Origin of the sequence: Sphingomonas sp., assembly GCF_050725575.1 — a bacterium.
Taxonomy (GTDB): domain Bacteria; phylum Pseudomonadota; class Alphaproteobacteria; order Sphingomonadales; family Sphingomonadaceae; genus Sphingomonas.
Window position 1 is genome coordinate 23,703 of sequence record NZ_JBOHHW010000054.1, and the last position, 11,619, is coordinate 35,321.

Genomic DNA, 11,619 nt, shown 5'->3' on the forward strand with positions numbered 1-11,619 from the left:
CCGACAGATTATAGATTCCATCGATTTTTGATTGGATTGCAGAGTTTCTATTACGCCTTTTTATCGGCAACAGACATCCGTGAGAGGGTCAGAAATCCGCATAGCCGCCTATCCTGTCTGATTGACCTCACTTCCCCTGCGCCTTCATCGACAGCGCCGCGACGCAGCTGGCGCGGTCGACCGGGCTGCCGTCGGTCTGGCGCGCGTCGACATGGGTGACGACCGGTTCGGCCTTGCCCCTGGGGTAGAGATAGGCGTCGAGTACGCAGGTGCCGCTGGCGAATTGCAGCTTGCGCGCATCGCCTTCAAGCAGGTCGGCGCCGGGCCGGCCGAACAAGGCGACCAGGCCACGCGCATTCTGGCCCATTACCCGCTCCAGCCCGACAACATTGTTGCTGGTGGTCGGGATCGGCACGATCGGCGGGCGGGCCCGCGCCGGGGCGGGCGTGCCGGTCGTCGCGCAACCGGCCAGCGAAAGGCCGAGCCCGGCCGCTATCAGCAATTGCTTCACGCTTGACGTCCTCCATGAAACCAGTGCGTCGCCATTGCCGCGCCGAGCACCGGCGCGAACAGCGCGACGATCGGCACGACGAGCAGGCCGGTGACGATCAGGCCGATCGCAAATCGGCTGACCCTGGTCGTATCGCGCCACGCCTTCAGATCGGCCTCCGGCATATGCCGCGCCGCGACCATGTCGCCGAGATCGCGGCCGAGCAGCCAGCCATTGACGACGAAGAACAGGATCGGCGTGCCGATGCCGGTGACGATCAGCAACAGATAGACCGGCGACAGCGCGATATTGACCAGGATCGCCCGGCCCGCCGAACGCAGGCCCATGAGGATCGAGCGGCCAAGCGGCACATCGGTCGCCTGTGCCAGGGCGGCGGAATAATATCTGTCCTCCACTGCCAGCACGACTTCATCGGCGAAGATCCCGATCACTGCGATCGCGACGGCGCGAAACAGCAGCCATGCCGAGAGGATGATGCCGAGCGCCACGGCAACGCCGGCGAGATCAGTGACTTCGGCGCTGGCGCCGATCCGGATGAGCAGCGAATATGCGCCGAACCATAGCCCCGCACCGATCGCGGCAAGGATCACGCAGGTCAACGCGAACGATTTCAGGAACACCAGCATGATGCGCTTGTCGCCGAGCTGGCCGACGGACAGGAAAAACGCGCGGATCATGACTCTGTGGTGCGGCCTCGGCGTGCCCACGTCAACGGCGGTTGCGCTGCGGGGGCGGGCAAATTAGGGCGAATGCTTCTCCGTTCGGGTCAAATCCCGGGCGGGCTCGTTTTTTCCGGAGACTTTATTTGACCACCCCAACCTATGACGTCGTCGCGATCGGCAATGCGATCGTCGATGTGCTTTCACAGACCGACGACGCCTTCATCACCGCCGAGGGGATGACCAAGGGATCGATGCAGCTGATGTTCTCGCCGGAGGACGCCGATGCGCTCTATGCCAAGATGGGCCCGGGGATTGAGGCGAGCGGCGGTTCAGCGGCAAACACAGTCGCCGGCATGGCCGCGCTGGGCGCGCGGTGCGGTTTCATCGGTCAGGTTGCCAACGACCAGCTCGGCGAAGTGTTCGCGCATGATATTCGCGCAACCGGCGTGACGTTCGGCACCGTGGCGCGCGATGGAGCACCCACGACGGCGCGCTGCCTGATCTTTGTCACGCCCGATGGGCAGCGGACGATGAACACATTCCTCGGCGCATCCCAGTTCCTGCCCGCCAGCGCGCTCGATCGCGACCTGATCGCGAGCGGTGCGATCCTGTATCTCGAAGGATATCTGTGGGATCCGGAAGAACCGCGCCAGGCGATGCGCGCCGCGATCGAGGTCGCGCGCAAGGCGAGCCGCAAGGTCGCCTTCACTTTGTCGGACGTGTTCTGCATCTCGCGCCATGGCGGCGATTTCCGCAAGCTGATGAGCGACGGGCTGATCGACATCATGTTCGCCAATGAAGCGGAAATCCTCGCACTCATGGAGACAGAGGATTTCGACGCGGCAGTCTCAGCAGCGGCAGCGCAGGTGCCGATGCTGGTGGTGACGCGCAGCGAGAACGGCGCGATCGCCGTGTCGGGCGGCAAGACCGTCGCGGTGCCGGCCGAGCCGATCGAAAAGGTGGTCGACACGACCGGCGCGGGAGACCTGTTCGCGGCGGGCTTCCTGACCGGCCAGGCGCAGGGCCGCTCGGTCGAGGAGTCGCTTCGCCTCGGCGCGATCTGTGCGGCGGAGATCATCTCGCATATCGGTGCGCGGCCGATGGTCGACATGAAGGCGCTGGCGGCGAGCAAGCTCGGCTGACACGCTTTTTCGGTACGCCAGGGCAAAAAGGGGTGCCGTCCAGCCGGACGGCACCCCTTTTGGTTTCCAAGACCAGGGCGGTGCCGATTCAACCCTGGCGCGGGTCATGACAGGGTGACGGCTGACGGGATGCCGATCGGCGCTCCGTCCCGCTCTTTGACATGACTGGACAATATCGAGCGTTTCCGCGCCCGCTGTTTTGCCAATAACAGGGGTCGGTCCACCCCTGTTATCCCGCTGTTCCACCCCTGTTATCGGGAACAGCGGAAAACGGCTCAAACTCTTGAAGACAGACGGAGAATCCGCGTTCTGAATCCAACTTAACAGGGGTGAGTTTTTTTATCCCGGATAACAGCGGAAAATCGGGCCGCGATGTCGATTGCGACTCGCATCGCGGCTCCCCGAATGACGATTGGCCCTAGACGATCGGCGGCACCGGCTGCGGCGGGACGTCGCTATCGGTCTCATGCACTTCCACCACGCCGCGGCCGACATGGCTGCGGCTCCGGCTATAGCCGAAATACACCACCAGCCCGACGGCCGCCCAGCCGATGAACATCAACTTGGTCGGCATACCGAGATTGTAGAACAGATAGATGCAGCCGAGGATCGCCAGCGGCGCCGTCACCGCGACGAACGGAGTACGGAACGGGCGGCGGCGGTCCGGATCGGTTCGGCGCAGCACCAGCACCGCGATCGACACCGCGCCAAAGGCGAACAAGGTGCCCGAGTTCGAGATGTCGGCGAGCAGGCCGACCGGGAAGAATGCCGCGAACAGGGCGACGAACAGGCCAGTGATGATGGTGATGACGTGCGGGGTGTGGAACCGCGGATGGACCTTTGACAGCACCGCCGGGAGCAGGCCGTCACGGCTCATCACGAAGAAGATGCGGGTCTGGCCGAACATCATCATCAGGATGACCGAAGGCAGCGCCAGACCGGCGGCGAGGCCGATCAGATTGCCGATCTGCTTCCAGCCGATCTCGCGCATGGTCCAGGCCAGCGCTTCCTTCGAGCAGACGACCGCGGCGTCCTTGATCGCAGCGCACTGGTTGGCGAGCTCGATGCTGCCGGTGGCAAGCGCCTGGCCGTCCGGGCCGGACACCGGCTGAGCGCCGACCGTGCCGACGACACCGGTCGCGACAAGGATGTAGAACACGGTGCAGATCGACAGCGAACCGATCAGGCCGATCGGCATGTTGCGCTGCGGGTTCTTGGTTTCCTCGGCCGCAGTGGAGACCGCGTCGAAGCCGACATAGGCGAAGAAGATCGAGGCCGCCGCCGCCGAGATGCCGCCAAAGCCGAGCGGCGCGAAGGGCGTGAAATTCTCCATGTTCATCACTGGCAGCGCGAGGACGATGAACAAGGTGAGTGCGGTAATCTTGATCGCAACCAGCACCGCATTGACCATCGCGCTTTCCCGCGTGCCGATCACCAGCAGCCAGGTGACGAGCCCGGCGATCAGCATCGCCGGCAGATTGATCACGCCACCGTCATAGGGACCGCGTACGAGCATATTCGGTATGTCGATTCCCGACGCATGCTCAATGAGCCCGACGACATAGCCGGACCAGCCGACCGACACGGCGCCGGCGGCAATGGCATATTCGAGGATCAGCGCCCAGCCGACGATCCAGGCGATCAACTCGCCCATCACGGCATAGCTATAGGTATAAGCGGAGCCGGAAACCGGCACCATCGACGACATTTCCGAATAGCAAAGTGCCGCAAAGGCGCAGACGAAGCCGGCGATGATGAAAGAGATCATCATGCCGGGCCCGGCCTTTTGCGCGGCCTCTGCCGTCAGCACGAAAATGCCGGTGCCGATCACTGCGCCGACACCAAGCATGGTCAGCTGAAATGCGCCGAGCGACCGCGTCAGCGATTTCTTCTCGGCGGTGGCAAGGATGGCGTCGAGTGATTTGATACGCCCGAAGATCATGAACGGGTCCCCTAAAACAATCTGCGATTTGCTGAATCGCGAAAAACTGACGTTTAAGGCCAAAGCTGGCCGGTGCAATCCATCACGCTGCTTGCCGCTACGGAAATGCTGCCGATCGGCGTTGCGGTGACAGGAAAAAGGGGACGGAAATTGCTTCCCGGCCCCTTTTTCATATTCAGATCGATCAGCTCATTCGGTGCCCGGCACCTTTGGCTCGAGGTCGCCGAGTGTGGCTTCGTTCACCTCTTCGATACCGCGACCCATATGGCTGTTGCGATAGCCATAGAGATAATAGATCACGAGGCCGATCGCGCCCCAGACGGGCAGGACGATCATCGCTTCGAACGGCAGGTTGAAGAACAGGAATATACAGCCGAGGATCGTTGCCGGGCCCACCAGCCAGAGCATTGGGGTCTTGAAGCTGCGGACGCGGGCGGCTTCGGTCCTGCGCAGCATCATGACCGCGATCGCGACCATCATGAAGGCGTAGAGCGTTCCGGCATTGGCGATATCGGCAAGCTTGCCGACCGGCAGGAATGCCGCCGCAAACGCAACCGCACCACCGGTCAGCGCGGTGACGACATAGGGCGTCTTCCACTTCGGGTGGATTTTCGACAGGCCGTCCGGCAGCAGCCCGTCACGCGACATCACGAAGAAGATGCGCGTCTGGCCGAACAGCAGGATGAGGATGACAGAGGGCAATGCAACGAACGCGGCGATGCCGAGCAGGTTGCCGACGGTGCCGAAGCCGATTTCACGCAGCACATGCGCCAGCGCTTCGTTCGAGCAGACCAGCATCTGCGAGTATTCGGCCATCGCACACTGCCGCGCGAGTTCCTCCGAACCGGCCGGGAAGGGGATGCCGCCGGGACCCATGATCGGCTGGCCGCCGATCGTGCCGACCGCGCCGGCCGCGACGAGAATGTAGAAGATAGTGCAGAACAACAGACTGCCAATCAGGCCGATCGGGACGTTGCGTTGCGGATTCTTGGTTTCCTCGGCCGCGGTCGAGACGGCGTCGAAACCGACATAGGCGAAGAAGATCGTCGCCGCCGCGCCGACCGCGCCGACGCCCGAGCCGAAGCCGCCGAACAGGCCGGCGGGCAGGAACGGGTTGAAATTGGCGGTGCTGAACTCGCCGCTGGGCAGGGTCAGGACGATGAAGGCAGTCAGTGCGGTCACCTTGATCAGCACCAGTACGGCGTTGACGCGCGCGGATTCGGTGGTGCCGATCATCAGCAGCCAGGTGATGAGCAACGAGATCAGGACGGCGGGCAGATTGATGATGCCGCCCGGCGCGCCGCCAAGTGCAAGCGGCGCCGATGACAGCGCCGCGGGTAAATGTATGCCCAGAAACTGGTTCAAGATCGTGCCGGTGAAATAGCCGGACCACCCGACCGCCACCGCGCTGGCCGCGACGGCATATTCGAGGATCAGGGCCCAGCCGACCGTCCAGGCGAGCAATTCGCCCATGACGGAATAGGTATAGGTATAGGCCGAGCCCGCGACAGGCATCATCGAGGCGATTTCGGCGTAACAGAGTGCGGCGACGATGCAGATTGCGCCGGCGATGGCGAAGGCGAGCATCAGGCCGGGGCCAGCCTTTTGCGCGCCGGCGGCGGTGAGCACGAAAATGCCCGTGCCGATCACGCAGCCGATGCCGAACAGGGTCAATTGGAATGCGCCAAGCGTCCGATGGAGAGATTTTCTCTCCGCCGTCGCGAGAATGGCATCGACTGATTTGATGCGCCCGAAGATCATGGAAATGGGTCCCCCCAAGGGAAAGCGGACCATCATTGGCCCGATATTTATGGCGCGGAACCTAAAGGCAAAATCGAGACGCGCAATCCCCTTATCGTCCGGGCGTTTAGTCGCCGGTACGACGCACCAGCATCGGCCCCAGACCGTGCCCGGCGAACACATGGACATGGAGGTGCGGGACCTCCTGTCCGGAATCGAGCCCGGTATTGGCAAGTAGCCGGTATCCGGGCGCGACGAGTCCTGCTGCGCGCGCGACTTCGCCGACCGCGCGCACGAACCCGGCAATCTCGGCGTCCGAGGCATGGGCGCTGAAATCGTCCCACGAGACATAGCGACCGCGCGGGATCACCAGGATATGCGTCGGCGCTTGCGGGTTGATGTCGTGAAAGGCGATCGCATAATCATCCTCATAGACCCGCCTGGACGGGATCTCGTCGCGCAGGATCTTCGCGAAGATGTTCTGGTCGTCATAAGGCCTGGTGGCGTCGATCGGCATGGAGAGTCCTTAACTAGCTCTTGCGCGAGGCTTTTTCGTCGATCCCGGACATGCCCTCGCGCCGCTTCATTTCCGCACGCACATCATCAAGGCTGAGCCCGGCATCGGCGAGCAGCACGAGCAGGTGGAACATCAGGTCGGTCGCTTCGCCGACCAGTTCGGCGCGGTCGTCGCGCACCGCTGCGATGACGGTCTCGACCGCTTCCTCGCCGACCTTCTGGGCGATTTTCGCTCGACCCTTTGCGAACAGGCTGGCGGTGTAGGAGGTCGACGGATCCGCGCCGCGCCGGTCGCGGATCACGGTTTCGAGGCTGGTCAGGAAATCTTCGGCCATCCGCGCTGGCTGGCGCAGGGCGGGCTCAAGGTCAATGCCCTGAGCTCAATCCTTCTGTTTCCTGGCGAAGCGGGCACGCATCGCGCGGCGGATCAGGAAGACGCCGATCGCGGCCATCACGAACAAGGCGATGTCGGACAGTTCGGGGCCGGTGCGAACCTTCGGCACACCGCTATGGGCGGCGAAAACCGGCGTGGCGATCAGGAGAAGGTGCAGAAAGCGCATGGGGCGAGTGTAGCGGGCAGGGGGTTAAAACTCCCTCTCTGCCACCAGCGGCTAGATATTGACCGGGCGCCGCACCGGCACCCCCGCCGTGGCAAGCGCGGCGTGTGCCTCGGCGATGCTGGCTTCGCCGAAATGGAAGATCGACGCAGCCAGCACCGCGCTGGCATGGCCTTCCCTAATGCCGGCGACCAGATCGTTGAGCGAGCCGACGCCGCCCGACGCGACCACCGGGACCGTGACCTGGTCGGCGATGGTGCGGATCAGGTCGAGGTCATAACCATCGCGCGTACCGTCGCGGTCCATCGAGGTGACGAGCAACTCGCCGGCACCGAGCCGCACCAGGTTGAGCGCATGGACGACCGCGTCAATGCCGGTCGCGCGTCGGCCGCCATGCGTGAAGACTTCCCAGCCGCCCTCGACCCGGCGCGCATCGACCGAGGCGACGACGCACTGGCTGCCGAAGCGATCGGCCATGTCGGCGACCAGTTCCGGACGCGCGACGGCGGCGGAATTGACCGCAACCTTGTCCGCACCGGCAAGCAGCAGCGCCCGCGCATCGTCGGGCGTGCGCACACCGCCGCCGACCGTCAGCGGCATGAAGCACACCTCTGCGGTGCGGCTGACCACATCGAGGATCGTGCCGCGCGCTTCGTGGCTGGCGGTGATATCGAGGAAGCAGAGCTCGTCCGCGCCGGCCGCATCATAGGCACGTGCCTGTTCGACCGGATCGCCGGCGTCGCGCAGATCGACGAAGTTCACGCCCTTGACCACGCGGCCATTGGCGACGTCGAGACAGGGGATCACGCGGGCACGGACGGTCATGGCCTCACGCCGCCGCCGCCACGCTCAGCGCCGCCGCCAGGTCGAGCCGGCCGTCATAGAGTGCCCGTCCGGTGATCACACCTTCGACCCCGTCGCGCGCGTGCAGCGCCAGCACATGGATCTCACCGATCCCGGCAACCCCGCCGCTGGCGATTACCGGGATACGCACCGCGCGCGCCAGATCGACCGTTGCCTGCACATTGCAGCCCTTCAGCATGCCGTCGCGCCCGACATCGGTGAACAACAGGGCGGCGACGCCGGCATCCTCGAAGCGGCGCGCCATATCGACCACTTCGACCGTGGAGACATCCGCCCAGCCGCGCGTCGCGACCATGCCGTCCTTCGCATCGACCGCGACGACAATGCCGCCGGGGAAATCCCTGGCGGCTTCACGCACCAGCTCGGGATTCTCCAGCGCGGCCGTGCCGATCACCACGCGCGACACACCGAGATCGAACCATTTCTCGATCGCGGCGCGGTCGCGGATGCCGCCGCCGAGTTGCACATGGCCGGGAAACTGACTGACGATCGACGCCACCGCCTCGCCATTGACCGAAGCACCGGCAAAGGCGCCGTCGAGATCGACGACATGGAGATATTGTGCGCCCTGTCCGGCAAAGATCATCGCCTGGGCGGCGGGATCGTCGCCATAGATAGTCGCGCGGTCCATATCGCCCTCGGCAAGGCGGACCACCTGGCCAGCCTTCAGGTCGATGGCAGGGAAGACGATGAGAGTCATGGCCGCCACTCCAGGAAGCGCGCGAGAAAGGTGAGGCCGTAAGCCTGGCTCTTTTCGGGATGGAACTGCACGCCGATCATATTGTCGCGGCCGATCGCGGCGGTGATCGGACCGCCATGGTCGGTGCCGGCCAGGACGTCGTCACCGTCGAACGCATAGCTGTGCAGGAAATAGGCTTCACCGGGCTCGATCAGGGCATGCGGCCGGGCAAGGATAACATCGTTCCAGCCCATATGCGGCACCTTGGCCGATGGATCGGCGGGCGCCAGTTGCCGCACGCTGCCGCGCACCCAGCCAAGCCCCTGATGCGTGCCGAGTTCCTCGCCGGTATCGGCCATCAATTGCATGCCGACGCAGATGCCAAGGAACGGGACCGCAGCGCCGCGCACCCGCGCGTCGAGCGCCTCGACCATGTCGGGTACGGCGCGGAGTGCCGCCGCGCAGGCGCCGAACGCGCCGACCCCGGGCAGCACGATACGGTCAGCCTTCGCGACCATGGCCGCGTCGCTGGTAATGGAGATGTCCGCCGCGCCCGCTGCCTTCAGTGCATTGGCGACGGAATGGAGATTGCCCGCGCCATAATCGATCAGCGCGAGGGTCATATCAGCAGCGCGGCAAAACGATCCGCTGCCATGTTCGCGCCGAACTCGATCACTTCGGCTTCGGCCACGCCTGAGATGATAAAGGGATCGTATGCGACCAGTGCCTCCACGTCCTGCCGATGTCCGCGCGACAGGATGACGCCGCCGGTACGCGGCGCACGGCGGCCCGATACGATGAAGATACCTGCGTCATAGCCTTTTTCGAGCCACGCCACATGTGCGGCCATCTGCGCATCGACCTGATCAAGCGGCGCCACGTAGCGCAGCAGGATCATGCACAATGGCTCTTCGGGCCGTGCGATCACCTACAATATCCCCTTGGTGCTGGGGATCGCATCGGCTTTGCGCGGGTCGATCTCGACCGCGGTGCGCAGCGCACGCGCCAGGCCCTTGAAGGCGGCTTCGGCGATATGGTGGTTGTTCTGCCCGTACAGCGTCTCGACATGCAGCGTGATGCCGGCCGCCTGGGCGAAGCTGTGGAACCAGTGCTCGAACATCTCGGTGTCCATTTCGCCGAGCTTTTTCTGGCTGAACTCGGTCTTCCACACGAGATAGGGACGCCCGGAAATGTCGAGCGCGACGCGGGTCAGCGTCTCGTCCATCGGCGACAGAGCATCGCCATAACGCCGGATGCCGCGCTTGTCGCCGAGCGCCTTGGCCACCGCCTCGCCGATCGCGATGCCGGTATCCTCGACCGTGTGATGCTGGTCGATATGCAGGTCGCCGATCGTCTTCACGTCCAGGTCGATCAGCGAGTGGCGCGAAAGCTGTTCGAGCATGTGATCGAAAAAGCCGATCCCGGTCGACACGGCATAGACGCCGGTGCCGTCGAGATTGACCGTGACGTCGATACTGGTTTCGCTGGTCGAGCGGCTGATCGTGGCGGTGCGCATCATGCCGCCCCCCATAGCGCGATAGCCTGTTCATGCAATCTCGGCGTCTTCCCCGCATACAATCTTGACGCTTAGCCAAACACCGCTACCCAAGGGGCCATGAGCGATGGATTGCCCGACAGCCTGATTCCCTATGACGAGATCGTCCAGGAGGCATTGCGCGCCGTGGTCGGGCGTGTGCTCGGCTCGGTCGCGGCCAATGGCGGCCTGCCCGGCGACCATCATTTCTATATCACCTTCAAGACGCACGCCGCCGGCGTCGACATTCCGCAGCGGCTGATTGAGCGATTCCCCGATGAAATGACCATCGTGATGCAGAATCGCTACTGGGATCTGGTGGTCGATGACGAGCGCTTCTCGGTCGGGCTGAGCTTCAACCAGGTCGCCTCGAAACTGGTCATCCCCTATGCGGCGGTAACTGGCTTCCACGATCCATCGGTCAATTTCGAACTGCGCTTCCAGGCGCAGGATGGGCCCGACGGTCCTGATCCGCATGATGAGGCCGAGAATGACGGCCCGACCGTGGTGCCGGTCGAGGACGGATCGAACGTCGTCGCGGTCGATTTCAAGCGGAAGAAGTAAGGGAAATATCTTCTTCCCGTTCGGCCCCGGACCTGATCCGGGGTTGTCGAAGCACCGTTCTTTCCTACTTCCGTCTTAGAAAACGGCCCTTCGACAAGCTCAGGGCGAACGGAGGTTTGTTTGTCCCAGGAAACGCGCACCGAAACCGACTCGATCGGCGCGATCAAGGTCGCCACCACTGCCTATTGGGGCGCGCAGACGCAGCGCTCGATCGAGAATTTCCCGTTCGGCGCGCAGGAGCGCATGCCGATCGGCATCATCCACGCGCTGGCGATCGTGAAGCAGGCGGCGGCGCGGGTGAACCGCGCGCATGGCCTCGACGCCGGGATTGCCGATGCGATCGAGGCGGCGGCGGCGGAAGTGGCGAGCGGCAAGCTTGACGATCAGTTCCCGCTGGTCATCTGGCAGACCGGGTCGGGCACGCAGACCAACATGAACGTCAACGAAGTGATCGCGGGCCGCGCCAATGAAGTGCTGACCGGCACGCGCGGCGGCAAATCGCCGGTTCACCCCAATGACCATGTCAATATGAGCCAGTCGTCCAACGACAGCTTCCCGACCGCGCTGCATATCGCCGCCGCGATCGCCGCGACGCGCGACCTGCTGCCGGCGCTCGGCCGGCTGCACGACGCACTGGAGGCAAAGGCGCAGGACTGGACCGGGATCGTCAAGATCGGACGCACCCATTTGCAGGATGCGACGCCGCTGACGCTCGGCCAGGAATTCTCCGGTTATGTGCATCAGCTTTATCGCTGTCGTCACCGTATCGAGCCAGCGGTGCTGCACGGCATGACCGTGCTTGCGCAGGGCGGCACGGCGGTTGGTACCGGGCTGAATGCGCCGGCCGGATTCGATGTCGAGATCGCCGCGGAAATCGCCAACATCACTGGCCTGCCGTTCCGCACCGC

15 protein-coding genes are annotated in these 11,619 nt (G+C 64.1%); 3 read left to right on the plus strand and 12 right to left on the minus strand.

Translation table 11 applies throughout. The features are described 5' to 3' along the window. Positions 1 to 127: 127 nt before the first annotated feature. Together ACRECS_RS23580 and ACRECS_RS23585 are read right to left on the minus strand one after the other, a co-directional pair. A complete protein-coding gene (locus ACRECS_RS23580; RefSeq protein WP_431585405.1) occupies positions 128 to 511 on the minus strand; it encodes a hypothetical protein in 384 nt (127 codons plus the stop codon). After that, positions 508 to 1,188 carry an EI24 domain-containing protein gene (locus ACRECS_RS23585; protein WP_431585406.1) on the minus strand — a complete coding sequence of 227 codons (681 nt, stop codon included), beginning with the start codon at positions 1,186 to 1,188 and terminating at the stop codon, positions 508 to 510. The genes ACRECS_RS23580 and ACRECS_RS23585 overlap by 4 nt, the downstream gene beginning before the upstream one ends. 128 nt (positions 1,189 to 1,316) lie before the next feature. Here ACRECS_RS23585 and ACRECS_RS23590 point away from each other — a divergent pair, with 128 nt between their 5' ends. Continuing rightward, positions 1,317 to 2,315 carry an adenosine kinase gene (locus ACRECS_RS23590; protein WP_431585407.1) on the plus strand — a complete coding sequence of 333 codons (999 nt, stop codon included), beginning with the start codon at positions 1,317 to 1,319 and terminating at the stop codon, positions 2,313 to 2,315. A 418-nt stretch (positions 2,316 to 2,733) separates the two neighbouring features. Here ACRECS_RS23590 and ACRECS_RS23595 read toward each other — a convergent pair whose 3' ends face one another. From ACRECS_RS23595 to hisB, 10 genes are all read right to left on the minus strand, one after another. Beyond that, the gene (locus ACRECS_RS23595) at positions 2,734 to 4,257 is read right to left on the minus strand and encodes an amino acid permease (protein ID WP_431585408.1); all 1,524 of its coding nucleotides are present in this window, start codon (positions 4,255 to 4,257) and stop codon (positions 2,734 to 2,736) included. Positions 4,258 to 4,446: 189 nt separating this feature from the next. Then, positions 4,447 to 6,018, minus strand: a complete 1,572-nt coding sequence (locus tag ACRECS_RS23600; RefSeq protein ID WP_431585409.1) for an amino acid permease — start codon at positions 6,016 to 6,018, stop codon at positions 4,447 to 4,449. A 106-nt stretch (positions 6,019 to 6,124) separates the two neighbouring features. Next, the gene (locus ACRECS_RS23605) at positions 6,125 to 6,514 is read right to left on the minus strand and encodes a histidine triad nucleotide-binding protein (protein WP_431585410.1); all 390 of its coding nucleotides are present in this window, start codon (positions 6,512 to 6,514) and stop codon (positions 6,125 to 6,127) included. 13 nt (positions 6,515 to 6,527) lie between these two features. Beyond that, entirely contained in the window at positions 6,528 to 6,848 is a 321-nt protein-coding gene (locus ACRECS_RS23610) for a phosphoribosyl-ATP diphosphatase (RefSeq protein ID WP_431585411.1), read from the minus strand. A gap of 45 nt (positions 6,849 to 6,893) precedes the next feature. Continuing rightward, positions 6,894 to 7,073 (minus strand): hypothetical protein, encoded by a 180-nt coding sequence (locus ACRECS_RS23615; protein ID WP_431585412.1) that lies wholly within the window; start codon positions 7,071 to 7,073, stop codon positions 6,894 to 6,896. A 51-nt stretch (positions 7,074 to 7,124) separates the two neighbouring features. Next, positions 7,125 to 7,895, minus strand: a complete 771-nt coding sequence (gene hisF, locus ACRECS_RS23620) for an imidazole glycerol phosphate synthase subunit HisF (protein WP_431585413.1) — start codon at positions 7,893 to 7,895, stop codon at positions 7,125 to 7,127. A gap of 4 nt (positions 7,896 to 7,899) precedes the next feature. Further along, positions 7,900 to 8,634 (minus strand): 1-(5-phosphoribosyl)-5-[(5-phosphoribosylamino)methylideneamino]imidazole-4-carboxamide isomerase, encoded by a 735-nt coding sequence (hisA, locus tag ACRECS_RS23625; protein ID WP_431585414.1) that lies wholly within the window; start codon positions 8,632 to 8,634, stop codon positions 7,900 to 7,902. After that, the gene (gene hisH / locus ACRECS_RS23630; protein WP_431585415.1) at positions 8,631 to 9,236 is read right to left on the minus strand and encodes an imidazole glycerol phosphate synthase subunit HisH; all 606 of its coding nucleotides are present in this window, start codon (positions 9,234 to 9,236) and stop codon (positions 8,631 to 8,633) included. The genes hisA and hisH overlap by 4 nt, the downstream gene beginning before the upstream one ends. Beyond that, the gene (locus ACRECS_RS23635; protein WP_431585416.1) at positions 9,233 to 9,511 is read right to left on the minus strand and encodes a YciI family protein; all 279 of its coding nucleotides are present in this window, start codon (positions 9,509 to 9,511) and stop codon (positions 9,233 to 9,235) included. Before ACRECS_RS23635 ends, hisH begins: the two co-directional genes overlap by 4 nt. A 30-nt stretch (positions 9,512 to 9,541) precedes the next feature. After that, complete coding sequence (hisB, locus tag ACRECS_RS23640) at positions 9,542 to 10,129, minus strand: imidazoleglycerol-phosphate dehydratase HisB (RefSeq protein ID WP_431585420.1); 588 nt, start codon at positions 10,127 to 10,129, stop codon at positions 9,542 to 9,544. A 99-nt stretch (positions 10,130 to 10,228) separates the two neighbouring features. Between hisB and ACRECS_RS23645 the strand changes: the two genes are divergently transcribed. Both ACRECS_RS23645 and ACRECS_RS23650 read left to right on the plus strand, forming a co-directional pair. Then, on the plus strand, positions 10,229 to 10,711 hold the full coding sequence (locus ACRECS_RS23645) for an SspB family protein (RefSeq protein WP_034159253.1): 483 nt from the start codon (positions 10,229 to 10,231) through the stop codon (positions 10,709 to 10,711). 120 nt (positions 10,712 to 10,831) lie between these two features. Beyond that, the coding region (locus ACRECS_RS23650) for a lyase family protein (protein ID WP_431585417.1) at positions 10,832 to 11,619 on the plus strand (788 nt) is incomplete at its 3' end.